Raw genomic sequence first — 23,417 nt, 5'->3', positions numbered from 1 at the left:
TGCGCTTCACGTTATACTTATCCGCGTAAATAAGGAGCAGATCATGAACGCAGCCAAAATTTCTATCGTTACCCTTTTCTTTCTGATGGCCGTAGGCGGCATCGGCGGCGTGATGCTGGCGGGCTACACCGTTATTTTGCATGCTGGCTAAGACGGCGTGCCAGCCGTTCAAAGCAGCGGTCGACGATAATCGCCGCAAGGGCTACCAGTAGCGCCCCCTGCAGAACGTAGGCGGTGTTAAACCCGCTCAGGCCGATGATAATCGGCGTCCCCAGCGTATTTGCCCCTACCGTTGACGCAATCGCCGCCGTGCCAATATTGATAATCACCGAGGTTCGTACCCCGGCCAGGATCACCGGCGCGGCCAGCGGCAGTTCAACTTTGAACAGACGCTGCCATCCGCTCAGTCCCATCCCCTCCGCTACGCTCACCACGCCACCGGGAAGCGCAGCGAAACCCGCCAGCGTCCCCTGCAAAACCGGCAGCACCCCGTAGAGGGTCAGCGCAATAATGGCTGGCTCTTTGCCAAAGCCCATCACCGGCACGGCGATTGCCAGCACCGCCACCGGCGGAAAGGTCTGTCCAACCGCAGCGATGGTCTCTACCAGCGAGCGAAACTCCAGTCCCGCCGGACGGGTCACGGCGATGCCCGCCCCGACGCCCAGCACCACGGCTATCGCGCTGGAGACGCCCACCAGCCAGAAGTGGGCCAGCGTCAGGGAGATAAAGCTCTCCTGCTGATAGAGCGGCCGTGAGAGCTCCGGGAAGAGCGCACTAAACAGGCCGCCGCTGTAGGGCAGCGCCACCAACAGGGCGATAAACAGCGCAATAAGCCAGAGAAGCGGATCACGAATGGCTTTCACGGCTGGCCTCCGCGCGAAGCAGATCCTGGAAGTGGATCGCGCCGTAGGGTACCCCCTCAGCGTTGGCCACCGGCAGCACTTCGCAGCGGCGGGCAACAAACGCGGAGAGCGCGTCGCGCAGGGTCATGGCCGCATCAAGCGGCTCGCCGTCTACCTGCTCGCCGGGGCGAACGTAATCACCCACGCTGCGCAGAGAGAGCAGCCGCACGCCCAGCTCGCTGCGGCCAAAGAAGGTGCGGACAAACTCATTCGCAGGACGGGTCAGCATCTCCAACGGCGTCCCCTGCTGCACTACCCTGCCCTCATCCATCAGCACCAGGTTGCCCGCCAGCTGCAGCGCCTCGTCGATATCGTGAGTGACCAGCACAATGGTGCGTCCCAGCAGACGGTGGATACGCTTCATCTCCTGCTGGAGCACGCCGCGGGTCACCGGATCCAGTGCGCCAAAAGGCTCATCCATCAGCAGCACCTCCGGGTCGGCCGCCAGCGCTCGCGCCACGCCGACGCGCTGCTGCTGACCGCCTGAAAGCTGGTGCGGATAGCGCCCGCGTAGCTGCGGATCCAGCCCCAGCAGCGCCATCAGCTCGTCAATGCGGGCATCGATTTTCGCCCGGGGCCACTTCAGCAGCTGCGGCACGGTGGCAATGTTCTGCGCTACCGTCCAGTGGGGAAAGAGGCCGATAGACTGAATGGCATACCCCATGCGCCGCCGCAGGGCCAGCAGCGGCAGACTGCGGATCTCCTCCCCGGCAAAGCGGATAGTGCCCGCATCGTGCTCCACTAGCCGGTTGATCATCTTCAGAGTGGTGGACTTCCCGGAGCCTGAGGTGCCGATCAGCACCGAAAAAGCCCCGGTTTTGAAGTGCAGATTGAGATCGCTGACCGCGCTCTGCCCGTTAAACATTTTGCTAACCTGCGTGAACTCGATCATGGCTGTTTTACCTTCAGCAGCGCTATCCATAAGCCAAAAAGTGCGTCGACGACGACTGCCAGGGCAATCGTCGGGATCACCCCCAGCAGCACCAGATCCAGAGCGCTGCTGAGCAGCCCCTGGAAAACCAGCGCGCCGAAGCCGCCCGCGCCAATCAGGGCGGCGATCACTGCCATCCCCACCGTCTGCACCGTTACCACCCGCAGGCTGCGCAGCAGCACCGGCAGGGCCAGCGGCAATCGCACCTGGAAGAAGCGCTGGCGAGCGCTCATCCCCATTCCGGCGGCGCTCTCCAGCACGTCTCTGGGCACCTGATTCAGGCCCGCCACCACCCCGCGCACTAGCGGCAGCAGGGCGTAAAGCACCAGGGCGATCAGCGCGGGCGTCAGGCCGGTTCCGGCGATGCCGATGCGGCTAAGCGCGGGAAAGTGCGCAACCAGCCCGGCCAGCGGAGCGATGAGCAGACCAAACAGCGCCACGGAGGGCACGGTCTGGATAACGTTGAGCACGGTAAATACCGGCGCCTGCCGCGCCGGATGGCGGTAGCACCACAGCCCCAGGGCGCCGCCCAGCAGCAGCGCCGGAAGCAGCGTCCCCAGCAGCAGAACCAGGTGCTGGGCCAGGGCGTCGTTAAACACGTCCTGGCGGTTGGCGTACTCTTTCATCAGCGAGAGATGATTCAGGGCCCCTAAGTGCAGGAGCAGCAGCGGCACCAGCCAGATCTGAGCCTGCAATAGCCAGCGCCAGAGGGGATTAACGGTAAGGCGACGGATGGCATCGCTGCAGGCAAGCAGCGCCAGGGCCAGCCATAGCCAGAGGCCGCTGCCGATGGAGGTGCGCGCCAGCGTGCTGCCCGTCTGCGCCAGATCGGTGGCGGCTTTACCCGCCCCCCAAACCAGCACAATAAAGCACAGCTCAGCCAGCGCCAGCGTCGCCACCAGCGGCCAGCGCCAGGGCAGAAAGCAGAGCGCGAGAAAGAGCAGCGGTACGACAAGCCACAGCGCGGGCGAGTGCGGCCAAATCTGCCACAGCGCCCGGCTCTCGCCGGACACCAGCCGATTGGGCGCATAGTTGACAAAAGGCAGCAGCGCTGCCGCCAGGGCTAATGCCACCAGCAGCAGCAAGACGCGGTTATGACAGCGTATAGACACGTTCCTGTCCTGTCGGGCGGGTTACTTCACCAGCCCTTTCTGTTTCAGATAGTCGGCGGCGACTTTCTTGGCATCCAGCCCTTCAACGGCGATGCTGGCATTAAGCTGCTGGAGCGTTTTCTCATCCAGGCTGGCAAATACCGGCTTCAGCCACGCTTCCAGCTGCGGATACGCCTTCAGCACTGCCTCACGCACCACCGGCGTCGGGGCATAGATCGGCTGCACGCCTTTCGGATCGCTCAGGGTTTGCAGGCCAAGGGCCGCAACCGGGCCGTCGGTACCGTAGGCCATCGCCGCGTTCACGCCAGAGGTCTGCTGGGCCGCCGCTTTAATGGTGACCGCCGTATCACCCCCAGCCAGGGAGAGGAGCTGCTTCTGATCCAGCTTGAAGTCGTAGGCTTTTTCAAACGCCGGTAGGGCATCGGCGCGCTCGATAAACTCTGCCGACGCCGCCAGCTTAACGTCCCCGCCCTTCTTCAGGTAGGCGCTGAGATCGGTCAGCGAGGTGAGCTTGTTCTTCTCCGCCAGGTCTTTGCGAACGGCAATGGTCCAGGTGTTGTTGGCCGGAGCCGGGGTCAGCCACACCAGCTTGTTCTGCTCAAAATCGAGCTTTTTGACCTTTTCGTAGCCCTGCTGGGCGTTTTTCCACGCCGCATCGTTCTCATCTTTAAAGAAGAACGCCCCGTTGCCGGTGTACTCTGGGTAGATATCCAGCTCGCCGGAGGTAATCGCCCCGCGCACTACCGGCGTGGTTCCCAGCTGAACTTTATTGACGGTTTTTACGCCGTGGCTCTCCAGCACTTGCAGAATAATATTGCCGAGCAGCGCCCCTTCGGTATCAATTTTCGAGCCGACTTTGATTGGCTCAGCCGCCAGCGCAGGCAGGCTCACGGCAGCCATCAATACCAGTGAGCCCAGCGTTGTTTTTATCATTGCCATTGCACTTTCCTCATTCTTGTTGAAATTGCGGTCGCTCTTACTCATCTCACAAAAAGAAGGGCCAGTAAACTGACCCTTTTGGTTATTGCTATTCTGATTATTGCAATTCGAACTGCGCCTGTTTTACCCGGGCGGAGTCGGTGCCGATAAAGACGTTAAACTTGCCTGGCTCAGCATCGTATTTCATCTTCTGATTCCAGAACTTCAGGGCGTTAATGTCGATCGGGAAGCTGACGGTCTGGGTCTCGCCCGGCTTAAGGTTGACCTTATCAAAGCCCTTCAGCTCCTTCACCGGACGGCTCTGGGAGGCGGTGACATCCTGAATGTACATCTGCATTACCGTGGCCCCTTCCCGCTTGCCGGTGTTGGTCACGTCAACGCTGGCGGTGACCGTGCCGTCACGCGAGAGCGTCGGCGCAGAGAGCTTAACGTCAGAGACGCTGAAGGTGGTGTAGCTCAGGCCGTAGCCAAACGGATAGAGCGGCCCGTTAGCCTCGTCAAAGTAGCGCGAGGTGTACTTGTTCGGATGCTCGGCGTTGTACGGACGGCCGGTGTTCAGGTGGCTGTAGTAGACCGGGATCTGCCCTACCGAACGCGGGAAGGAGATCGGCAGCTTGCCGGATGGGTTATAGTCGCCAAACAGCACGTCGGCCACGGCGTTGCCGCCCTCGGTCCCGGCGAACCAGGTCTCCAGAATGGCGTCCGCCTGCTGATCCTGCTTGACCATCGCCAGCGGGCGGCCGTTCATCAGCACCAGCACCAGCGGCTTGCCGGTGGCTTTCAGGGCGGTGATCAGATCCTGCTGGCTCTGAGGAATGGTAATGTCGGTCCGGCTGGAGGCTTCGTGCGCCATGCCCTGAGACTCGCCCACGACGGCGACCACCACGTCAGCGTCGTTCGCTGCCTTGACCGCTTCGTCAATCATTGCCTGCGGCGTGCGCTCGTCAACCTGAATAGCCGGCTCGTACTGGTTAAGGAACGTAATAATATCTTTGTCGTTGGTGACGTTTGCGCCTTTCGCAAAGATCACCTTCCCTTCGCTGCCGACGGCGTTTTTGATCCCGGTCAGCACGGTCACGGACTGGTCACTCACCCCAGCGGCAGACCAGCTGCCCATCACGTCACGCTTGCTGTCGGCCAGCGGCCCCACCACGGCAACGGTGGCCGATTTTTTCAGCGGCAGCGTCTCCAGCCGGTTTTTCAGCAGCACCATGCTTTCGCGTGCCACTTCCCGCGCCTCTTTACGGTGCAGACGGCTCTCGGCGTTGGTATCCTGCGGATCGCTCTCTTTCGGGCCAAGGTGGCTATAGGGATCGTTGAACAGCCCCATATCATATTTGACGTTCAGCACGTGGCGAGTGGCGTCGTCCAGCTCGTCCATGGTGACCTTGCCGCTCTTGATCAGGTCCGGCAGGTACTTGCTGTAGTACTCATCGGCCATGCTCATGTCGACGCCGGATTTGATCGCCACGCGCACCGCATCCTCTGGATCCGCCGCCGTGCCGTGCTTGATCAGCTCTTTAATCGCCCCGTGATCGGAGATAGTGATGCCTTTAAATTTCCAGTCGCCGCGCAGGAGATCCTTCAGCAGCCACGAGTCAGAGGAGGCCGGGGTACCGTTGAGCGAGTTAAGGGCAATCATCACCCCGCCGCTGCCGGCGTCCAGCGCCGCTTTATAGGGCGGCATGTAGTCGTTAAACAGGCGCTGCGGGCTCATGTCGACGGTGTTGTACTCTTTCCCGCCCTCCACGGCACCGTAGGCGGCGAAGTGTTTCACGCTGGTCATCACCGAGTAGCGATCCGCCGGGCTTTTGCCCTGCATCGCTTCGACCATGGTTTTGCCCATCATCGCGGTAAGGTAGGTATCTTCTCCGAAGCCCTCAGAGCCACGGCCCCAGCGCGGGTCGCGCGTGACGTCGACCATCGGAGCCCAGGTCATGTTCAGACCGTCGTCCGCCGCTTCATAGGCGGAGATGCGACCGACGGTTTTGACTGCGTCAAGATCGAAGGAGGAGGCCAGGCCGAGGCTGATAGGGAAAACGGTACGCTGACCGTGTACCACGTCGAAGGCGAAGAAGAGAGGGATCTTCAGGCGGCTAAGCTGCATCGCCTGGTCCTGCATCGCACGGATATCCTGGCGGGTCACGGTGTTGAAAATCGCCCCTACCTGGCTGGCTTTGATCATGTCGCGGATCGCCTCTTTCGGGTTATCCGGTCCGACGCTGATCAGACGTAGCTGGCCAATTTTTTCGTCGACCGTCATCTTTTTGAGCAAATCCGTGACGTATGCATCCCGCGCCTGCGGCGTCAGGGGATGGTTAGCGGACGTATCCTCTGCCAACGCGGGTTGCAGCGCCAGCCCTACGGCGACACCTACTGAACATAGCCATTTCATGTCGTTCACTCTCTTGTATTAACAGCCGACTCAGCGGCCTGATCGTGCGAAAAATGCAGTGTGCCATAATCGTAGCGCGCCTTGCAGGGTTATTCTCTTATTTTTCTGGCAATTAGTTCGCCGGGATAGATTTTCCCGCGCTATGCTTTATCAGATGATTCTGGCCTTGCCACAAGGAGTGGAAAATGTCTGCTGTGTCCCTACAAAATAACACCCTCTTTCTCAGCGAACTTGCCCGGCTAGTAGGCCATGCGCAGCTGCTTACCGATCCGGCCAAGACCGCCCGCTACCGCAAAGGCTTTCGCTCCGGCGAGGGCAAGGCGCTGGCGGTGGTGTTCCCCGAGACGCTGCTGCAGCTCTGGCACGTGCTCAATCTCTGCGTGCGTAACGATAAGATCATTTTAATGCAGGCGGCGAATACCGGCTTGACCGAAGGCTCGACGCCGAGCGGCAACGACTACGATCGCGATATCGTGATTATCAGCACCCTGCGCCTCGATCGGCTCCAGCTGATTGATGAGGGCAAGCAGGTGCTGGCCTACCCTGGAACCACCCTTTATGCGCTGGAAAAAGCCCTGAAGCCGCTGGGCCGGGAGCCGCACTCGGTGATTGGCTCGTCGTGCATCGGCGCGTCGGTGATTGGCGGGGTATGCAATAACTCTGGCGGTTCGCTGGTGCAGCGCGGCCCGGCCTACACCGAGATGTCGCTGTTTGCCCGCATTGACGAGCAGGGCCAGCTGCGGCTGGTGAACCATCTGGGGATTGATCTCGGCGAGACGCCAGAGCAGATCCTCAGCAAGCTCGACGACCAGCGCGTTAACGATGCTGACGTACGTCATGATGGCCGTCACGCCCATGACAGCGATTACGTGGAGCGGGTGCGCGATATCGAGGCCGATACCCCTGCGCGCTACAATGCCGATCCGGATCGTCTGTTTGAATCCTCCGGCTGCGCGGGCAAGCTGGCGGTCTTCGCCGTGCGCCTCGATACCTTTGCCGCCGCCAAGCGTCAGCAGGTGTTCTATATCGGCACCAACCAGCCGGCGGTACTGACGGAGATCCGCCGCCATATGCTGGCCAACTTTGATAATCTACCGGTGGCGGCTGAGTATATGCATCGGGATATCTACGATATTGCCGAGCGCTACGGCAAAGATACCTTCCTGATGATCGACAAGCTTGGCACCGACAAGATGCCGATGCTCTTCACCCTGAAAGGGCGCGCCGACGCCATGCTGGAGAAGGTGACGCTGTTTAAACCTCACTTCACCGATCGCCTGATGCAGCGGGTCGGCAGCGTCTTCCCAGGCCACCTGCCGCCGCGGATGAAAAGCTGGCGCAACAAGTATGAGCACCACCTGCTGTTGAAAATGGCCGGGGACGGCATCGCCGAAGCGCAGAGCTGGCTGAAGGAGTATTTTACCGAGGCCGAAGGCGGCTTCTTCGCCTGCACCACCGAAGAGGGTAACAAAGCCTTCCTGCACCGCTTCGCGGCGGCGGGGGCTGCCATCCGTTATCAGGCCGTGCATGCCGATGAGGTCGAAGAGATCCTGGCCCTGGATATCGCCCTGCGGCGCAACGACACCGAGTGGTTTGAAACGCTGCCGGAAGCTATTGCCAGCAAACTGACGCATAAGCTTTACTACGGCCACTTTTTCTGTCACGTTTTCCATCAGGACTACATCGTCAAGCGAGGCGTTGATGTCCATGAGCTTAAAGCGCAGATGCTGGCGCTGCTGCACGAGCGTGGCGCGCAGTATCCGGCTGAACATAACGTCGGGCATCTGTATGAGGCGGCTGAGAGCCTGAAACGCAACTATCGCGAGCTCGATCCCACTAACAGCATGAATCCCGGCATTGGCAAAACCAGTAAGCGGAAGTACTGGGGCGAAGGCGCTGACCCGTCCCAGTCGTAAAGGAGTACAGCGCGATGTCTGCTGTTGATGTTTTAGCCATAACCGACGTTGAAGTCCGCGATGCCAGGCCGGACGACGTACACGCTATCTCAGCGATCTACGCCTGGCATGTTCTGCATGGCCGCGCCTCCTTTGAGGAGGTGCCCCCCACTATTGACGAGATGCGTCAGCGCATCGCGAAAATTACCGGCGAGGGTCTGCCCTGGCTGGTGGCGCTCTATCGCGGCATCATCGTCGGCTACTGCTACGCGGGACCCTACCGCCCGCGCCACGCCTATCGCTATACCCTTGAATGCTCTATCTACATTGAGTCCACCCTGACCGGACGGCAGATCGGCAGTACGCTGATGCAGGCCTTGCTCGACCGCTGTGAAGAGGGTCCGTGGCGGCAGATGGTGGCGGTGATTGGCGACGGCCATCAAAATGAAGGCTCTCTGCGCCTGCATAAAAGCCACGGCTTTGAAGTGGTGGGACAGCTGCGCAGCGTCGGCTACAAGAAGGGAGACTGGCGGGATACGCTAATCATGCAGCGCCCGCTCAACGATGGAGACTGGACGCTGCCTGAGTAATTACTTATTTAGCTGATTAATCATTCTGCGCGGTTTGCGCCGCGCTGCTGGTGGCGTTGATCGCCATCTGGGCTGCCTTCTGGCGCTTATAGCTCAGCGCCGAGGCTGGCACAGGCTGCACCTTACCGGTCTCAATCCAGGTCCGCAGGCGGCTGGCGTCGGCGAAGTGGGTATATTTGCCAAAGGCATCCATCACCACCAGCGCCACCGGTTTGTTATTGATCACCGTCCGCATCACCAGGCAGTGCCCGGCGGCGTTGGTGAAGCCGGTTTTGGTCAGCTGAATATTCCAGTTGTCGCGATAGACCAGGTGGTTGGTATTGCGAAATGGCAGGGTATAGGCCGGACTGGAGAAGGTTGCCATCTCCTCCCGGGTGGTGCTGAGCTGGCCGATCAGCGGATACTGCTTGCTGGCAATCAGCAGCTTCGTCAAATCACGCGCGGTGGAGACGTTATGGATCGACAGCCCGGTCGGCTCCACAAAGCGGGTATTTACCATGCCCAGGGATTTTGCCTTCGCATTCATCGCCCGAATAAAAGCACCGTAGCCGCCCGGATAGTGGTGGGCTAAGCTCGCGGCGGCGCGGTTCTCTGAGGACATCAGCGCCAGCAGCAGCATATTCTTACGGCTAATTTCACTGTTCAGACGCACGCGGGAGTAGATGCCACGCATCTCCGGCGTCTGGCTGATATCCACCTTCAAACGCTCGTCCAGCGGCAGGTGCGCATCCAGCACCACCATCGCCGTCATCAGCTTGGTGATAGAGGCAATCGGCCGCACCAGATCCGGATGGCTGGCGTAGATCACTTTATTGGTTTGCAGGTCGACAATCATCGCGCTGCCGGAGGCGATCTCAGGTTGCGCAGCGGTGGTGGAGGCAGCAGCGGTTTTTGCCAGCGCCTGGGGGGCGACGGGAACGGCCAGCAGCAGGGCAAGGCTTAACAGGGAAACTCGAAATTTCAGCATGGTGAGACTTCTGGTGATTATTCACGCGCGTGATGACGCACACCGCTTTTGCAGGCAGAAAATGGCAAAAGCTGGCCAACGCATGATAGCTGCCATCATGCGTTGTCGCCAGAGAAGATTCTTTGCTGAACGTAACCCATCGTTTGCGTCCGGTTCAGAACAGGCGATAGCCGTAACCCCACAGCACCACCGTCAGCGCCAGCAGCACCTCCAGCACCAGCACGCCAATCGCCAGCGTCGAGCTGGAGAAGCTCAGCCCCTCCTCCTGATTAATGTTCAGGAAGGTCGGAATGCCGACGTAGAGCAGATAGCCGGTATAGAACAGCGCCACCGTGCCGACCAGCGCACAGAGCCAGACCAGCGGATAGAGCGCCACCAGGCCGCTTAAGAACAGCGGCGTGGCGACGTAGCCAGCAAAGACCATGCAGCGGGCCAGCGACGGTCGCTGGGGGATATTGCGCGCCATCCAGTAGATAACCCGCCCCATGACCGCCACGCCAGCCAGCATCAGGCCGTAGAAAAGAATACCGAGTAGCAGCGCGGTAGAGAGCGACAGCCGTGAGAAGACACCTTCGCCAAAGTGCCAGCCGAGCTGGGTGGTACCAATAAATGCAGAGACAACCGGGATTGCCGCCATCAGTAGAACGTGGTGGGTATAGTGGTGCGAAATCGTTTCGTTTTCGCCTCTGATCACTTTCATTTCACGATCGGGATGGGACAGGAGTCCCCAGACATGGTTCATAACGCCCCCTCGCTGTCAGCCCTGATGATAACGCCTTTAGTATAATGCAAATGCCGATCATTTTTTGTACAAATAGGCGGTCTCTGCCGCGATGGTCCGCTGCTCACTCTCTTCTGACGCTATGCTTATACAATCTTTTTTGTCTGGAGGAAGCAGAACCCGCATGGATATCAATAGCCTGATTGCGCACTACGGTTACGCCGCGCTCGTCGTGGGCAGCGTGGCAGAAGGTGAAACCATTACCCTGCTCGGCGGCGTGGCGGCGCATCAGGGCCTGCTGCGCTTCTGGCTGGTGGTCGCGGCGGTGGCGCTGGGAGGAATGATCGGCGATCAGCTGCTCTTTCTGCTTGGCCGCCGGCTGGGGGATCGCGTGTTAGGCCACTTTTCGCGCCATCAGAAGAAAATCGATCGCGCCCAGCGGTTAATTAAAAAACGGCCGTGGCTCTTCGTGATCGGCACCCGCTTTATGTATGGCTTTCGCATTATCGGCCCGCTGCTGATAGGCTCCAGCGGCCTGTCACCACGGGTTTTTATTCCGCTCAATATTGTGGGCGCTATCGTCTGGGCGCTGATCTTTACAACCCTCGGCTACGTGGGCGGCGAAGTGGTGGGCCCGTGGCTGCACACCCTGGACCAGCACCTGAAGCACTGGATATGGCTGATTGTGGCGGTCGTTGTCGTCTTTGTACTGCGGGCAGCGATCAAACGCTGGCTGGCAAAAGATAAAGAGACGGGAGAGTAGCCCCTCCCGCCTGTGGCCTACTGGGGTTTGTACTGTGGATTGGCCAGCATAAAGCCGCCGTCCACGATAAACGACTGGCCGGTGGTATAGGTCGCATCCTCAGAGCTGAGCCAGCCCACCAGGCTGGCAATCTCCTGGGTATGGCCAGGGCGGGCCAGGGGAATGGTTGGCATTGAGCCTTCCTCGACATCTTCATCCTTCATGTCGTTCATCGGCGTGGCGATAGCCCCCGGCGCTACCGAGTTCACCAGGATCTTATGCTGCACCAGCTCCATCGCCATCGACTTGGTCAGCCCGCCGAGGGCGTGCTTGGCGGCGGTGTAGGCGCTGGCTTCCGGCAGCGGGGTGTGCTCATGCACGGAGGTGATATTGATAATGCGTCCGCCCTCGCCCTGCTCCACCATCTTTCTGGCCGCGATCTGCGCGCACAGGAACGCGCCGTCAACGTCAACGGTAAAGACGGTGCGCCAGTCCTCAAACGCCATCTCCAAAAACGGCGCCTTGCTCATCGCCCCGGCGTTGTTCACCAGCACGTCGATGCGTCCGAACCTGTCGATCAGGGTCTGAATGGCCTGTGCGCCCTCGGGCAGGTTACTCAGGTCGAGCTGCACGGTTTCCGCCCGGCGGCCAAACGAGGTAACGGCTTGTGCCACCTCTTTTGCCCCCTCGTCGTCCGAGTGCCAGGTGATGCCAATGTCGTACCCCTGCTTTGCCAATACCAGCGCGCACTGCTTGCCGATACCTGAATCTGATGCTGTGACGATAGCAACCTTGTTTGTCGTGCCCATAAGAGCCTCCGCAAAAAGAAGTGATAGGGGGAACGTGAAAAAGCTGAACAGTAAGTATAGAGAGTTCCCGGCTATCGCAAGGAGGCGGGCCATTTTCTGCGTCGGCCAGGCAAAACGGCAGATAATTGCCTATGCTTTCAGAGGTATCAGCAAAACGTCACGACAAAAGGACAGGACGATGAAAATTTTACTTTGGGCTATTTTAATTATTTTTCTGATTGGGCTGTTGGTGGTAACCGGCGTGTTTAAGATGATTTTCTAAGATGTTCGCCTGAACATGCCCCCGTAAGGGGGCAAAACGCAGGCAGCAAAAAGGCTCCTGTCTGGAGCCTTATGATTTAGATAATCTGAGAGAGTCAGGCAAATCGCGCCGACTTTTCTCTCTTTTCTGGCCCCACGATATCCATCTCTTTCTCATTGTGACCTACTCTGGCAAGCCTTGTACCATCAACAGTTCCCCAGAAATCAAGAGAGCGTTTTGCGGCAGCCGTCGCTTTGTCAGCATCAAATTTTTTAGTTTGCTTGCTCATAATGCCTCCTGTTTGGCTTTCTGCCATAACTCAATTCTATATCAATTCAATAACCTGTTGAGTAATCACCAGGCATTGCTCATGGATTTCTTGAATAGTTATTTCGCTCATTTAAGTTAACCTTCCTTAGATGTTTATCCTGCTTAATACAGACCTAAATAATTAAGCCTGATGATATCCCCCGCCCAATGTGGAGGTGAGCTGCAACGTGGCGTCCAGCCACTGGCCGTGCAGGGTGATGCCGTTAATCTGCTCCTGAAGCAGCGGCAGGCGGCTCTGGCTGACACGCATGCCGGGAATAATCCCTACCTTAAAGCGCGCTTCGGCTAACGCGACAATGCGTCCCGCATCCTGCTCAATCTGCTGCTGGCGTTGATTCTCGTCCGCCAGAGTCTCGACCTGCACCGCCGCCTTCTCTACCTCGTTGACCGCGTCCACGACCGCCTTGTTATAGTTGGCGATAGAGAGGTTATGCTCCTCTTCAGCAATGTTAAGGCTGGCGTTAAGCCGCCCGCTGTCAAAGATAGGCAGCGTCAGGCCACCGGTGACGCCCATCTGCTGGGCAGAGTGGCGAAAGAGATCGCTCAGATGCAGGGCATCCTGCTGCAAAAACGCCATCAGGTTTAAATCTGGGTAGAAAGCGGCTTTTGCTGCCTCTACGCTGCTGAGAGAGGACTCAATGTACCAGTGCGCCGCCTGCAGATCCGGACGGCGGGCCAGCAGATCGTAACCGAGCTGCGTGGGCATTTTACCTTCCACCTTCGGTAACACGACCGGCTGCAGATGCAGCGTGGCGGCGTTGCTATCGGTCAAGGCAATCAGGCGGGCTTCAATCACCCGCATTTTACCCCGGGCCTCGCTCTGCTGCTGGCGGGTTTTACCTTCGTCGATGCTGTTTTCCGCGTCCGCCACCGAGGAGGTAATGCCCGCCTGATGAAGCTGGCGGTCGGCGGCCACAATCGTCTGCTGATCATGATCTATCTCGTTCAGCACCTGACTGATGGCGGCCTCGGTCTGCCACTGCCAGTAGAGGCGTGCCACGCTGGTTGCCAGCAGTTGACGCGTCTGCTGACGCTCCGCTTCATGGGCGCGTACGTTGCCAATGCGGGCCGCGACCTCGTCACGGTTTTTCCCCCACAGATCCAGATCCCAACCGGCGGTGAAGCCGAAGGTGCCGTTGGTATACCAGGGCCCGGTGGTTCCGGCAGCGGGATCGGTTATGGCAAAGGGTCCCATCAGCCCCTCGGCAGACATGCGCTGCCGCTCTACGTCGGCAGAGAAATCGACCTGCGGACCCTCGTTGGCGGCGACGCGCTGCGCCTGCGCTTCGGCAAGGTGAATGCGCTGCTCTGCGACCTGCATATCCGGCGCATGCGCCAGGGCGCGCTCAATCAGGGCGTTAAGCTGCGGATCGTGATACGCCTGCCACCACTGGCTCTGCGGCCAGCCAGCGGCCAGCGCCGGAGGTAAACGAGTGGTAGCCACCGCTGCCGGGGCCTGCTCTTTCAGGGGGACGACGCTGTCATGCATCGGCGCGCATCCGCTAAGAAGGGATACCAGCGGGAAGCACGCCGCAGCGGCGAGAATAAAAGGACGACTCATAGATACGCTCTGCTAAACCAGGGCGTTGCAGAGTACACACACTTTTATCCGGTTTTTTAGGTAAGCGTGGCAAAACACAGCCGGTCACAAAAAGACACAGCCGGAAAAATATTCACCTTATCAATAATATAAATAGTACTATTCTTTCCGAATATGTTTAGCCGCCGCCTCGATGGCGGTGGCAATCGCCGCCGACTGCTTCAGGGTACGGATCTCGCTGAACAGGCCGTCGGCTTCGGCATACTCCTTGCGTAAATAGCCCAGCCACTGCTTGATGCGCGCCACGTGGTACATTCCCGTGTCGCCCTGCTTCTCAAGCTGGCTGTAGTGCTGGAGCAGATCAACCACGTCCGGCCAGGGCATGCGCGGGGCGTTATATTTGATCACCCGGCTAAGGTTGGGCACGTTCAGCGCGCCGCGGCCAATCATCACCGCATCGCAACCGGTCGCCGCCAGGCAATCCTGCGCGCTCTGCCAGTCCCAGATCTCACCGTTAGCAATCACCGGAATGGACAGCCGCTGGCGGATCTCGCCAATCGCCTGCCAGTTGATGCGCTCTGCTTTATAGCCATCCTCTTTCGTGCGGCCGTGAACCACCAGCTCGGTGGCGCCCGCCTGCTGCACCGCGTCGGCGATCTCAAACTGCCGCGCGCCGCTGTCCCAGCCGAGGCGTATCTTAACGGTAACGGGCAGCGAGGCGGGCACGGCTTCGCGCATCGCCTTCGCCCCCCGGTAGATCAGCTCAGGGTCTTTGAGCAGCGTCGCCCCGCCGCCGCTGCCGTTCACCAGCTTCGACGGGCAGCCGCAGTTGAGATCGACCCCGTAGGAGCCCAGCTCCACGGCGCGAGCGGCGTTCTCCGCCAGCCACTGCGGGTACTGACCCAGCAGCTGGATCCGCACCGGGGTGCCGTTCAGCGTCCGGCTCTGGCGATGCAGTTCGGGGCAGATCTTATAGAACGACTTTACCGGCAGCAGCTGATCGACCACACGTAAAAACTCGGTGATGCAGAGATCGTAATCATTTACCCCGGTCAGCAGCTCGCGCACCAGCGAATCGAGCACGCCTTCCATCGGTGCCAGTAATACACGCATAACGTTACCCGTCAGAAAAGAGGCGCGTATGGTAGCGCCTCTGGTCCATGGGTGAAAGGGGCTTTATCGCCCGGTTTACGCCTAATCTTGTATGAATGCCTGACGTTCCATTTAGGAATATTTGGTATGCTCACAATTCATGATGTGATCGATAGCACAGTTATCGAATCAATTGTATGATGAATGCGTTTCATCAGAGGCTTGAACCATGTCTAAATCCTTGACCGTTATCTGGCAGTATCTTCGCGCATTTGTGCTGATCTATGCCTGCCTGTATGCCGGGATCGCTATCTCTTCCCTGCTGCCCATTACTATTCCCGGCAGCATTATCGGCATGCTGATTATGTTCTTTCTGCTGGCACTGCAAATCCTGCCGGCAAAATGGGTTAACCCCGGCTGCTACGTGCTGATCCGCTATATGGCGCTGCTGTTTGTGCCCATCGGCGTGGGCGTGATGCAGTACTACGACGTGCTGCGGGCGCAGTTCGGGCCGGTGGTGGTCTCCTGCGCGATCAGTACGCTTGTTGTCTTCCTGGTGGTGAGCTGGAGCTCGCACCTGGTGCACGGCGAGCGCAAGGTAACGGGTGAGAAAGGAGCGAAATCGTGATGGAAAATATCTGGTGGTCGCTGCCGCTAACGCTTGCGGTCTTCTTTGCGGCCCGCAAGCTGGCGATGCGTTTTAAGATGCCCCTGCTCAATCCGCTGCTGGTGGCGATGGTGGTACTGATCCCCTTCCTGCTGCTGACCGGCATACCCTATGAGCGCTATTTCGCCGGGAGCAAAATCCTTAACGATCTGCTTCAGCCTGCCGTAGTGGCGCTGGCCTACCCGCTGTATGAGCAGCTGCATCAGATCCGCGCCCGCTGGAAATCAATTATCTCCATCTGCTTTATCGGCAGCGTGGTCGCGATGGTCACCGGCACCACCGTTGCCCTGTTAATGGGGGCCTCGCCGGAGATCGCCGCCTCGATACTGCCAAAATCGGTTACCACGCCGATTGCCATGGCGGTAGGGGGCAGCATCGGCGGCATTCCGGCCATCAGCGCGGTCTGCGTAATTTTTGTCGGCATTCTTGGGGCGGTGTTTGGTCATACCCTGCTAAACCTGATGCGTATTCGCACTAAAGCGGCCCGGGGTCTGGCAATGGGTACCGCCTCCCACGCCCTGGGCACAGCACGCTGTGCGGAGCTGGATTATCAGGAGGGCGCATTCAGTTCGTTGGCGCTGGTTCTCTGCGGGATTATCACCTCGCTGATGGCTCCCCTGCTCTTCCCGCTGATCCTGACGCTGGTGGGCTAAAATTTGCGATGCGTCGCGCATTTTTCATTTGAATTTCATAAGTTGCATATACAGTGTGATTTGAATCACATATAAAGCGCCTTACGCTCTTTACACTAGGCTCCCATTACACTGCTATGAGGCAACGCCATGCATTCACGTTTTCACTCGGCTTTCGCTAACCTTGCGAAGGATCTGCAATCCGCTTTAGCCCCCCTTCTTGCGGATGACCATTTTCCCGCCATGCTGAGCGCGGAGCAGGTGAAGGCGCTGGTTAGCGCCACCGGACTGGATGAAGATGCGCTGGCCTTTGCGCTCCTGCCGCTGGCCGCTGCCTGCGCCCGGGCCGATCTGTCGCATTTTAACGTGGGTGCTATCGCCCGCGGAGTGAGCGGCACATGGTACTTCGGCGGCAATATGGAGTTTATTGGTTCCAGCATGCAGCAGACCGTCCACGCCGAGCAGAGCGCCATCAGCCACGCCTGGCTGCGCGGTGAGAAATCCCTGGTGGCTATCACCGTTAACTACACCCCCTGCGGGCACTGCCGTCAGTTTATGAACGAGCTGAACAGCGGCCTCGATCTGCGTATTGCTCTCCCAGGCCGCGATCCACATACTCTGGCGGATTACCTGCCCGACGCCTTTGGTCCCAAGGATCTGGAAATTAATACTCTGCTGATGGATGACGAAGATCACGGTTTCACGGTTGAGGGCGAGGCGCTGGTCAAAGCGGCCATCACCGCCGCCAATCAGAGCCATGCGCCTTACAGCAACGCCCCCTCCGGCGTCGCCATTGAGCTGAGCAACGGGCAGATTTTCGCCGGGCGCTATGCGGAAAATGCCGCTTTCAACCCCTCCCTGCCGCCGTTACAGGGGGCGCTCAATCTGCTGAGCCTGAACGGATACGATTATCCGGATATGCGCCGTGCCGTACTGGCTGAACGCCCGGACGCGCCGCTCACCCAGTGGGACGCGACCTCCGCCACGCTGAGAGCGCTGGGCTGCCGCTATGTTGAGCGTGTGGCGCTGCCTGCCTGAGCAACGGCAATAACACAATGAAATGATTGTGATGAAAATCCCCGCAGTTGAATCGCTGATTCTTGCGCTTCCTCTGCGGGTAAAGTAGCCTGAATGAAATTTCATCTCCGCATCGAGCTATCTGCATGTTAAAGCGTTTGTTATACAGCCTGTTAGTCATCATCGGCTTGCTGCTGTTAACTGCGCTTGTTCTTGACCGCTGGATAAGCTGGAAAACCTCCCCGTGGATCTACGACGATTTGCAAGATCTGCCCTACCGCCAGGTTGGGGTGGTGCTGGGTACCGCCAAGTATTACCGCACCGGGGTGATTAATCAGTACTATCGCTACCGCATTCAGGGGGCGCTAAACGCCTACAACAGCGGCAAGGTGAACTATCTGCTGCTGAGCGGCGACAATGCTCTGCAGAGCTATAACGAGCCGGTCACCATGCGCAAGGATCTGATTGCCGCCGGGGTGGACCCGCAGGATATCGTGCTCGACTACGCGGGTTTCCGCACCCTGGACTCCATCGTGCGCACCCGTAAGGTCTTCGACGCCAACGACTTTATTATCATCACCCAGCGCTTCCACTGCGAGCGTGCGCTGTTTATCGCCCTGCACCGGGGTATTCAGGCCCAGTGCTACGCCGTACCTTCGCCGAAAGATATGCTCACCGTGCGGGTGCGAGAATTTGGTGCGCGTCTTGGCGCACTGGCGGATCTCTATATCTTCAAACGCGAGCCGCGCTTCCTCGGCCCGCTGCTGCCTATCTCTTCACTCCAGGATGTGCCGGACGATGCGCAGGGCTACCCCGCCGTCACGCCGGAGCAGCTGATGGATCTACAGCCGAAAGCGAAAAAATAGTGCTCAGAAGGCGATATTGTCTGCCCAGGTGGTGGCGCGCTTCATGATCTCTATCACCGCTTCAGGCGCCAGCCCGAGGCTCTTCGCCGCCGCGTTAACCTCATCCCAGCGCTGCTGTTCATAGAGGCGGGCCAGTTCCAGGAACGGATAAAGCACGCCTTCCCGCTCGGTGAGGGCCTGCGTAACCCGCTCGGACAGGGCGATCTGCTTAACCAGATCCTCCAGCGCGATGCCAAGGATGACGTCCAGCAGCGAGAACAGACCGCAGAAGAAGGCGTCATGAGCGAGCGATTCCCGCCCTGCCGCTTTGGCCAGCAGCTCGCAGAACATTCCCCGCACCAGACTCATATGGTACAGCTCGGTCGTCTTCACGTTGGCGATGCTGGTCAGGCAGGAGATCGAGACAAAGCGGCGCAGCTCGTTGAAGCCAAGATAGAGCAGCGTGTCCTTGAGGGTGCTGTTTTTCACTATCTCAATGCCGCGCGTGTTATAGACCACGTTGCGGGTGTAGCGCATAAGGGTATAGGAGAGGCTGATGTCGCTCTTGAGATAATTTTCGATTTTCGCCAGATCCGGGTTCTGGGCGTTGACCTCGGCAATCAGCTGGAGCTGCAACACCTTATTTTGCGATAGCCGCTTGTTTTGCAACACCTCGGGCTTGCTGTAGAAATAGCCCTGAAAGAGATCGAAGCCGAACGCGCGATACCGATCGAACTCCTCCTGCGTTTCGACCTTTTCAGCCAGCAGCGTAACCTTGCCTAGACGGTTACGGTTTTGCGTAACATAGCCTGAGATCTCATCAAAGGTCTGGGCCTGAATATCGAATTTAATAATGCTGATATAGGGAAAAAAGCGCTCCCACTCGCTTTTAAGGGCAAAGTCATCGAGGGCGATTTGAAATCCACCAGCGTAGAGGCGACGCACGGCGGCCAGTAGTTCGTTATTGGGCGTTGCCGTCTCAAGGATCTCAATAACCACCTTGTCATGAGGAAGCGCATCGGCAAAGCCCTGGACGATCATCTCGCCGGGAAAGTTGATATAGCAGGCGTGCTTGCCCACCAGCGAGGGCAGCGGCGTAGAGAAGAAGAGATCGGAGATAATTTGTTTTGTCGCATACTCAGACGAGACGTCTGGAAACCGGTTGGTTAACCCGTCACGGAACAGCAGCTCCCAACCAACGGTCGCCATGTTTTTGTCAAAAATGGGTTGTCTCGCAACAAATGAGTACATACTCCTCTCCATGGCATATGCTAGCGGCAAAATTTAACTATAGCTAAATCCCCTCTGAGATCGAGCGCTCAGCCCGCGCTAGCTCACACTTTAGTGCGCAACGCTTTTAGAAAAGAGGTTGATCACCAGTACGCCAGCGCAAATCAGCGCCATTCCGCCGATGGCTGGCAGATCCAGCTTCTGTCCGCTAAAGATCCAACCCGCAGCGCTGATCAGTACGATACCCACCCCAGACCAGATGGCATAGGCGATGCCGGTAGGAATGTACTGTAGGGTTTGGGAGAGAAACCAGAACGCTACGGCATAGCAGCCCAGCGTGGCCACCGTCGGCCACAGTTTTGTGAAACCTTCGGAGTAGCGCATTAGCGTTGTGCCGATCACTTCAGCCACAATCGCGATCCCCAGATGAACATAAGCGTGCATGAACCCTCCTCCTTTGCATCATTTTGTAAAATATGCCATCTGCCGTTACATATCGCTACTTTTTAACCTCTCCCATAGTGCATCTATACTGTTAGTGACACAGGAGGGTGTTCATTGTGAGAATTCTACGCTATCTATTTACCAGTCCGGAAAAGCTACTTCAGGTAACCGATCACCGCGACGTTCAGGAATCCATCGACGACGGGGAGCGGATCATTATTGATGAGGACGGCAGAGCGCGGGTTAACGTACGCAGCCAGGCCGTGAAGGAGGATTTTATCCGCCATGTTGATGCACTAAAGAGGGCATAAAATGGCGACAGCAATATTTATGGTGTTGATGGTTTCCGGCTACTGGTACACCAGCCGCGATCTCTCTACCCGCTTTAAACTGCGGCGCTCCTTTGGCTGGGACGTCTACTTTTTGGTCGCCCTTTACGGCTGCATCTTTATGCTACAGGGGATCATTGCTACCGCCCTGGTGTGGCTGCTGCTGCTGTTTTCATCGATGGGCATGGATGCGCTACCGCAGTGGTTTGGTCCAGAAGAGCACCGTCTCCAGGTGACCTTTATGAACTGGAGCTTCCTTGGCATTCAGGCGCCGGTGGTGATCATGCTCGCCTTTGCAACCCTGTTCTGCCTCTACCGCTCTAACTGGGCAGGCAGCGCCCGTCTCGACGGCAACGGTCGTCGCCAGCTGTATAAGTTTCTCACGCGGGGCAACGGCGTGGAGGGGCTGCTCTACCAGTGTATGGAGACAGGCCAGCTGGCGTGGATCACCCTGAAGTCGCAGCGGGTCTATATCGGCATGATCCACGGCGCTACGCTTGACGATACCGAGGTAAGAAATATTGAGCTGATCCCCATGCTCAGCGGCCACCGGGATCGCCACTCCCACCAGCTAAATATTGAGAATAACTACAGCGCCTGGTATGCCAAGCACGATATTAACCTCGATACCGAGCCGCAGTCGGCCCTGGATTTCCGTAAGGTGATCCTGCTCGATGAGGTGGAGAGTCTGTCGCTATTCGATCCGGCACAGGTCATGGCGATGGGTATTAAAGAAGAGCCGCAGGCGTAGCAATGACAAAATAAAAACCGGCCAGCATAGCTGACCGGTTCTCTTCAAGCCTGAGCTACTTTTTCTCAGGCTTTTTATCGCCCGACTCCGGCGACTCGGAAGGATCGTCTTTTTCAACGTTCAGGGAGTAGTTAGTACGCATAGCGCCTCCTTATTTTTTGCCTTCGGCAATACCGGTGAGTTTTACGTCGGTCTGTTTCTCTTCGTTCAGCGTCTCTTCCAGCAGCTTAGCCGCTTCTTTGTAGCCTAGCTTCAGGGCCAGAGTACGCAGCGTACCGTAAGAGGCAATCTCGTAGTGCTCGACTTTTTGCGCCGCACCAATTAGGCCCTCATCACGCAGTTCGCCTGCTTGAACGGAATCGATGATCTCCTGAGCCTCTTCCACCAGCCCCTCAAGGGCGTGGCACTTCATACGGCGAATACGTAGGCCTTCGGTGACTTCAACAATCTGGTCGATTCGTTCGATCTGTCCGCGGGTTTCTTCAAGATGGGTTTCAAACGCGGTAACCAATTGTTCTGAGGTCGCTGCACGGGCCATTTTTGGCAGTGCACGCGCTATTTGTTTCTCGGCGCTGTATATGTCTGACAGTTCATGAATAAAGAGATCTTCAAGTGTTTTTACCGCTGGCATAATTAATTCCTCTTTAGATCGCCGGGATGGGTCCTTAATTAAGCGTGGCAATCCTGTAAAGGTAATTACAGGATTGCCACCGACAGTCAATATATATCTATTTAATCAGAATTAATTAATTAAATAAGATATATCTCCGCTACGGTCAGGAGGAACGACCGCCGCTGTGACTGTTTTGTCCGCCTTTCTTACCTGCTTCAGATGCGCGCTGCGGGTCGTTTTTAAAGTTCCCGCCGCTCTGCTGCCCGCCTTTACGGCCTGCTTCAGATGCACGCTGTTTATCTTCTGCAAAGTTTCCTGAACCGCCACGATGTTGTTGGGCCATAATATACTCCTTCCACATACAGTTTTGGTTAAAAATAGAGGGAAGTTATTCCCCCGTCAGGCATGTTTAACTTTAGCCATAATTCCCCCGCCTTCAAGTCAAAAACTCAAGGAAATATCAACAGCGAAGCATACCAGGAGCATTCTGAGAGCAATAATTTTTCCTTATAACGTGAAATCAAGTAGATAGGAAATATATTACGTAAGCGAAGCGGCAAATATATCGTTGACGCTAAATATTGCAAAATATGTCTTTCCATAAATAAACGGTAATAAAAAAGCCCGCCGGAGCGGCGGGCCTTGATAACTAACTGAAACAGTATGGTTATTTTTTGCGTGCGTACTTCAGCGAGTCCAGCGCCACAGCGAAGATAATGATGCCGCCCTTGATGATGTACTGCCAGTATGGGTTAACGCCGATATAGGTCAGACCGTAGTTGATTACGGTAAAGATGATGACCCCGGTCACTACTCCAAGTACCGTACCCACGCCGCCGCTGAAGGAAACCCCGCCTACTACGCAGGCAGCGATGGCGTCCAGCTCGTACATAAAGCCGAGGTTGTTGGTCGCAGAGCCGATACGGCCCGCTTCCAGCATCCCGCCAAAGGCATAGAAGACGCCGGACAGGGCATAGATCATCAGCAGGTTCAGCGCCACGTTTACGCCAGAGACCTTAGCCGCTTCCGGGTTGCCGCCGATAGCGAAGATATTTTTACCAAAGCGCGTCTTGTTCCACAGGATCCAGACAAAGGCCACGGCGATCAGTGCGTAGAAGGTGATATACGAGAGGCGGAAACTGCCCAGCGCCACAAACCCTTGGGTAAAGGTAGAGAAGCCGCTGTCGAAGCCAGAGATTGGCGATGCGCCCACGAAATCATAGTAGAGGGAGTTGATACCGTAGACGATGATCATTGTACCCAGGGTGGTGATAAACGGCGTCACGTTCAGGTAGGCAATGATAATCCCGTTCACCAGGCCAATGACCGCGCCAATCACACAGACGATAGCGATAACCGCGATAATCGGCATGGTCGCCATCTCCGGGAACACCTTGTTGGCGTTCTCCATTGACTGGAGCAGCGTTGCCGCGACGACCGCCGCCAGGCCAACCTGACGTCCGGCAGAGAGGTCGGTCCCCTGGGTGACAATCAGCCCCGCTACGCCCAGCGCGATAATAATACGCACCGAAGACTGGGTGAGAATGTTACTGAGGTTAAGCAGGCTCAGGAACGTCGGATCCTGGAAAATAATAATGGCCAGCAACACCAAAAGAACGACGTACAGACCGCCCTCTTTCAGGTAAGTGAGAAAACTCTTTTTATCTAACGCACTCATGTGAA

27 protein-coding genes are annotated in these 23,417 nt (G+C 57.7%); 11 read left to right on the top strand and 16 right to left on the bottom strand.

Annotation, left to right across the window (positions count from 1 at the left end; all coding sequences use genetic code 11):
• The first annotated feature begins 43 nt into the window (after positions 1–43).
• Positions 44–151 (top strand): protein YohO, encoded by a 108-nt coding sequence (locus EV102420_RS21835; protein WP_077776488.1) that lies wholly within the window; start codon positions 44–46, stop codon positions 149–151.
• Here the strand turns inward: EV102420_RS21835 and EV102420_RS05325 are convergent.
• The 5 genes from EV102420_RS05325 to bglX form a co-directional block, all read right to left on the bottom strand.
• On the bottom strand, positions 132–863 hold the full coding sequence (locus tag EV102420_RS05325; RefSeq protein ID WP_042389767.1) for an ABC transporter permease: 732 nt from the start codon (positions 861–863) through the stop codon (positions 132–134). The genes EV102420_RS21835 and EV102420_RS05325 overlap by 20 nt on opposite strands.
• The gene (locus tag EV102420_RS05320) at positions 847–1,794 is read right to left on the bottom strand and encodes an ABC transporter ATP-binding protein (protein ID WP_042389765.1); all 948 of its coding nucleotides are present in this window, start codon (positions 1,792–1,794) and stop codon (positions 847–849) included. Before EV102420_RS05320 ends, EV102420_RS05325 begins: the two co-directional genes overlap by 17 nt.
• Entirely contained in the window at positions 1,791–2,945 is a 1,155-nt protein-coding gene (locus tag EV102420_RS05315) for an ABC transporter permease (protein ID WP_042389763.1), read from the bottom strand. The genes EV102420_RS05320 and EV102420_RS05315 overlap by 4 nt, the downstream gene beginning before the upstream one ends.
• Positions 2,946–2,966: 21 nt before the next feature.
• Complete coding sequence (osmF, locus tag EV102420_RS05310; protein WP_042389761.1) at positions 2,967–3,884, bottom strand: glycine betaine ABC transporter substrate-binding protein OsmF; 918 nt, start codon at positions 3,882–3,884, stop codon at positions 2,967–2,969.
• A gap of 97 nt (positions 3,885–3,981) precedes the next feature.
• Entirely contained in the window at positions 3,982–6,279 is a 2,298-nt protein-coding gene (gene bglX, locus EV102420_RS05305) for a beta-glucosidase BglX (RefSeq protein ID WP_042389760.1), read from the bottom strand.
• 185 nt (positions 6,280–6,464) lie between these two features.
• Here bglX and dld point away from each other — a divergent pair, with 185 nt between their 5' ends.
• Both dld and EV102420_RS05295 read left to right on the top strand, forming a co-directional pair.
• Positions 6,465–8,195 carry a D-lactate dehydrogenase gene (gene dld, locus EV102420_RS05300; protein WP_042389759.1) on the top strand — a complete coding sequence of 577 codons (1,731 nt, stop codon included), beginning with the start codon at positions 6,465–6,467 and terminating at the stop codon, positions 8,193–8,195.
• A 14-nt stretch (positions 8,196–8,209) separates the two neighbouring features.
• Positions 8,210–8,764 (top strand): GNAT family N-acetyltransferase, encoded by a 555-nt coding sequence (locus EV102420_RS05295; RefSeq protein ID WP_042389758.1) that lies wholly within the window; start codon positions 8,210–8,212, stop codon positions 8,762–8,764.
• Between the two features lie 16 nt (positions 8,765–8,780).
• On the opposite strand, the gene pbpG is transcribed toward EV102420_RS05295, so the two are convergent.
• Entirely contained in the window at positions 8,781–9,731 is a 951-nt protein-coding gene (gene pbpG, locus EV102420_RS05290) for a D-alanyl-D-alanine endopeptidase (RefSeq protein WP_042389756.1), read from the bottom strand.
• A gap of 154 nt (positions 9,732–9,885) precedes the next feature.
• Complete coding sequence (locus EV102420_RS05285) at positions 9,886–10,473, bottom strand: Yip1 family protein (protein WP_042389754.1); 588 nt, start codon at positions 10,471–10,473, stop codon at positions 9,886–9,888.
• A 163-nt stretch (positions 10,474–10,636) separates the two neighbouring features.
• On the opposite strand from EV102420_RS05285, the gene EV102420_RS05280 reads away from it, so the two are divergent.
• Positions 10,637–11,215, top strand: coding sequence for a DedA family protein (locus tag EV102420_RS05280; RefSeq protein ID WP_042389752.1), 579 nt, complete (start codon positions 10,637–10,639; stop codon positions 11,213–11,215).
• Between the two features lie 17 nt (positions 11,216–11,232).
• On the opposite strand, the gene EV102420_RS05275 is transcribed toward EV102420_RS05280, so the two are convergent.
• Positions 11,233–12,003: an SDR family oxidoreductase gene (locus tag EV102420_RS05275; protein WP_042389749.1), complete on the bottom strand. Its 771-nt coding sequence runs from the start codon at positions 12,001–12,003 to the stop codon at positions 11,233–11,235.
• Positions 12,004–12,181: 178 nt separating this feature from the next.
• Here EV102420_RS05275 and yohP point away from each other — a divergent pair, with 178 nt between their 5' ends.
• Complete coding sequence (gene yohP / locus EV102420_RS23005) at positions 12,182–12,265, top strand: small membrane protein YohP (protein WP_000698460.1); 84 nt, start codon at positions 12,182–12,184, stop codon at positions 12,263–12,265.
• A gap of 94 nt (positions 12,266–12,359) precedes the next feature.
• On the opposite strand, the gene EV102420_RS22485 is transcribed toward yohP, so the two are convergent.
• The 3 genes from EV102420_RS22485 to dusC all read right to left on the bottom strand — a co-directional run bounded on the left by EV102420_RS22485 (position 12,360) and on the right by dusC (position 15,227).
• On the bottom strand, positions 12,360–12,533 hold the full coding sequence (locus EV102420_RS22485; protein ID WP_165570652.1) for a hypothetical protein: 174 nt from the start codon (positions 12,531–12,533) through the stop codon (positions 12,360–12,362).
• Positions 12,534–12,695: 162 nt separating this feature from the next.
• Positions 12,696–14,135, bottom strand: coding sequence for a multidrug resistance outer membrane protein MdtQ (gene mdtQ, locus EV102420_RS05265; RefSeq protein WP_042389746.1), 1,440 nt, complete (start codon positions 14,133–14,135; stop codon positions 12,696–12,698).
• 138 nt (positions 14,136–14,273) lie between these two features.
• Positions 14,274–15,227, bottom strand: a complete 954-nt coding sequence (gene dusC / locus EV102420_RS05260; RefSeq protein ID WP_042389745.1) for a tRNA dihydrouridine(16) synthase DusC — start codon at positions 15,225–15,227, stop codon at positions 14,274–14,276.
• Between the two features lie 208 nt (positions 15,228–15,435).
• Between dusC and EV102420_RS05255 the strand changes: the two genes are divergently transcribed.
• The 4 genes from EV102420_RS05255 (at position 15,436) to sanA (ending at position 18,388) form a co-directional block, all read left to right on the top strand.
• Complete coding sequence (locus tag EV102420_RS05255) at positions 15,436–15,834, top strand: CidA/LrgA family protein (protein ID WP_042389744.1); 399 nt, start codon at positions 15,436–15,438, stop codon at positions 15,832–15,834.
• Positions 15,831–16,526, top strand: coding sequence for a CidB/LrgB family autolysis modulator (locus tag EV102420_RS05250; RefSeq protein WP_042389743.1), 696 nt, complete (start codon positions 15,831–15,833; stop codon positions 16,524–16,526). The genes EV102420_RS05255 and EV102420_RS05250 overlap by 4 nt, the downstream gene beginning before the upstream one ends.
• 129 nt (positions 16,527–16,655) lie before the next feature.
• Positions 16,656–17,543, top strand: coding sequence for a cytidine deaminase (gene cdd, locus EV102420_RS05245; RefSeq protein ID WP_042389742.1), 888 nt, complete (start codon positions 16,656–16,658; stop codon positions 17,541–17,543).
• Positions 17,544–17,668: 125 nt separating this feature from the next.
• Positions 17,669–18,388: an outer membrane permeability protein SanA gene (sanA, locus tag EV102420_RS05240; protein WP_042389741.1), complete on the top strand. Its 720-nt coding sequence runs from the start codon at positions 17,669–17,671 to the stop codon at positions 18,386–18,388.
• A gap of 3 nt (positions 18,389–18,391) precedes the next feature.
• On the opposite strand, the gene EV102420_RS05235 is transcribed toward sanA, so the two are convergent.
• Positions 18,392–19,618 (bottom strand): EAL and HDOD domain-containing protein, encoded by a 1,227-nt coding sequence (locus tag EV102420_RS05235; RefSeq protein ID WP_042389740.1) that lies wholly within the window; start codon positions 19,616–19,618, stop codon positions 18,392–18,394.
• A gap of 90 nt (positions 19,619–19,708) precedes the next feature.
• Positions 19,709–20,041 (bottom strand): EmrE family multidrug efflux SMR transporter, encoded by a 333-nt coding sequence (locus tag EV102420_RS05230; protein WP_042389738.1) that lies wholly within the window; start codon positions 20,039–20,041, stop codon positions 19,709–19,711.
• Positions 20,042–20,154: 113 nt separating this feature from the next.
• Between EV102420_RS05230 and EV102420_RS05225 the strand changes: the two genes are divergently transcribed.
• Both EV102420_RS05225 and EV102420_RS05220 read left to right on the top strand, forming a co-directional pair.
• Positions 20,155–20,352: a hypothetical protein gene (locus EV102420_RS05225; protein WP_042389943.1), complete on the top strand. Its 198-nt coding sequence runs from the start codon at positions 20,155–20,157 to the stop codon at positions 20,350–20,352.
• A gap of 1 nt (position 20,353) precedes the next feature.
• Positions 20,354–21,121, top strand: coding sequence for a hypothetical protein (locus EV102420_RS05220; RefSeq protein ID WP_042389736.1), 768 nt, complete (start codon positions 20,354–20,356; stop codon positions 21,119–21,121).
• Positions 21,122–21,272: 151 nt separating this feature from the next.
• Here the strand turns inward: EV102420_RS05220 and EV102420_RS05215 are convergent, their stop codons facing one another.
• The 3 genes from EV102420_RS05215 to mglC all read right to left on the bottom strand — a co-directional run bounded on the left by EV102420_RS05215 (position 21,273) and on the right by mglC (position 23,412).
• Positions 21,273–21,752 (bottom strand): YciE/YciF ferroxidase family protein, encoded by a 480-nt coding sequence (locus tag EV102420_RS05215; RefSeq protein ID WP_042389734.1) that lies wholly within the window; start codon positions 21,750–21,752, stop codon positions 21,273–21,275.
• Positions 21,753–21,897: 145 nt separating this feature from the next.
• Positions 21,898–22,077 (bottom strand): con-10 family general stress protein, encoded by a 180-nt coding sequence (locus tag EV102420_RS05210; RefSeq protein WP_042389732.1) that lies wholly within the window; start codon positions 22,075–22,077, stop codon positions 21,898–21,900.
• Between the two features lie 324 nt (positions 22,078–22,401).
• Positions 22,402–23,412 carry a galactose/methyl galactoside ABC transporter permease MglC gene (gene mglC, locus EV102420_RS05205; RefSeq protein ID WP_042389730.1) on the bottom strand — a complete coding sequence of 337 codons (1,011 nt, stop codon included), beginning with the start codon at positions 23,410–23,412 and terminating at the stop codon, positions 22,402–22,404.
• Between the last annotated feature and the right edge of the window lie 5 nt (positions 23,413–23,417).

This window comes from Pseudescherichia vulneris NBRC 102420, assembly GCF_000759795.1.
GTDB classification, from domain to species: Bacteria; Pseudomonadota; Gammaproteobacteria; order Enterobacterales; family Enterobacteriaceae; genus Pseudescherichia; species Pseudescherichia vulneris.
Note: the sequence above shows the minus strand (reverse complement) of the source record. Positions and strands in the feature narration are given on the sequence as shown.

What these genes read in the sequence shown, in the direction of transcription:
- EV102420_RS21835 (WP_077776488.1), top strand. Translation starts at nt 44, where the DNA reads ATGAACGCAGCCAAAATTTCTATCGTTACCCTTTTCTTTCTGATGGCC.
- EV102420_RS05320 (WP_042389765.1), bottom strand. Translation starts at nt 1,794, where the DNA reads ATGATCGAGTTCACGCAGGTTAGCAAAATGTTTAACGGGCAGAGCGCG.
- osmF (WP_042389761.1), bottom strand. Translation starts at nt 3,884, where the DNA reads ATGGCAATGATAAAAACAACGCTGGGCTCACTGGTATTGATGGCTGCC.
- bglX (WP_042389760.1), bottom strand. Translation starts at nt 6,279, where the DNA reads ATGAAATGGCTATGTTCAGTAGGTGTCGCCGTAGGGCTGGCGCTGCAA.
- dld (WP_042389759.1), top strand. Translation starts at nt 6,465, where the DNA reads ATGTCTGCTGTGTCCCTACAAAATAACACCCTCTTTCTCAGCGAACTT.
- EV102420_RS05295 (WP_042389758.1), top strand. Translation starts at nt 8,210, where the DNA reads ATGTCTGCTGTTGATGTTTTAGCCATAACCGACGTTGAAGTCCGCGAT.
- pbpG (WP_042389756.1), bottom strand. Translation starts at nt 9,731, where the DNA reads ATGCTGAAATTTCGAGTTTCCCTGTTAAGCCTTGCCCTGCTGCTGGCC.
- EV102420_RS05285 (WP_042389754.1), bottom strand. Translation starts at nt 10,473, where the DNA reads ATGAACCATGTCTGGGGACTCCTGTCCCATCCCGATCGTGAAATGAAA.
- EV102420_RS05280 (WP_042389752.1), top strand. Translation starts at nt 10,637, where the DNA reads ATGGATATCAATAGCCTGATTGCGCACTACGGTTACGCCGCGCTCGTC.
- EV102420_RS05275 (WP_042389749.1), bottom strand. Translation starts at nt 12,003, where the DNA reads ATGGGCACGACAAACAAGGTTGCTATCGTCACAGCATCAGATTCAGGT.
- yohP (WP_000698460.1), top strand. Translation starts at nt 12,182, where the DNA reads ATGAAAATTTTACTTTGGGCTATTTTAATTATTTTTCTGATTGGGCTG.
- EV102420_RS22485 (WP_165570652.1), bottom strand. Translation starts at nt 12,533, where the DNA reads ATGAGCAAGCAAACTAAAAAATTTGATGCTGACAAAGCGACGGCTGCC.
- mdtQ (WP_042389746.1), bottom strand. Translation starts at nt 14,135, where the DNA reads ATGAGTCGTCCTTTTATTCTCGCCGCTGCGGCGTGCTTCCCGCTGGTA.
- dusC (WP_042389745.1), bottom strand. Translation starts at nt 15,227, where the DNA reads ATGCGTGTATTACTGGCACCGATGGAAGGCGTGCTCGATTCGCTGGTG.
- EV102420_RS05255 (WP_042389744.1), top strand. Translation starts at nt 15,436, where the DNA reads ATGTCTAAATCCTTGACCGTTATCTGGCAGTATCTTCGCGCATTTGTG.
- cdd (WP_042389742.1), top strand. Translation starts at nt 16,656, where the DNA reads ATGCATTCACGTTTTCACTCGGCTTTCGCTAACCTTGCGAAGGATCTG.
- sanA (WP_042389741.1), top strand. Translation starts at nt 17,669, where the DNA reads ATGTTAAAGCGTTTGTTATACAGCCTGTTAGTCATCATCGGCTTGCTG.
- EV102420_RS05235 (WP_042389740.1), bottom strand. Translation starts at nt 19,618, where the DNA reads ATGTACTCATTTGTTGCGAGACAACCCATTTTTGACAAAAACATGGCG.
- EV102420_RS05230 (WP_042389738.1), bottom strand. Translation starts at nt 20,041, where the DNA reads ATGCACGCTTATGTTCATCTGGGGATCGCGATTGTGGCTGAAGTGATC.
- EV102420_RS05220 (WP_042389736.1), top strand. Translation starts at nt 20,354, where the DNA reads ATGGCGACAGCAATATTTATGGTGTTGATGGTTTCCGGCTACTGGTAC.
- EV102420_RS05215 (WP_042389734.1), bottom strand. Translation starts at nt 21,752, where the DNA reads ATGCCAGCGGTAAAAACACTTGAAGATCTCTTTATTCATGAACTGTCA.
- EV102420_RS05210 (WP_042389732.1), bottom strand. Translation starts at nt 22,077, where the DNA reads ATGGCCCAACAACATCGTGGCGGTTCAGGAAACTTTGCAGAAGATAAA.
- mglC (WP_042389730.1), bottom strand. Translation starts at nt 23,412, where the DNA reads ATGAGTGCGTTAGATAAAAAGAGTTTTCTCACTTACCTGAAAGAGGGC.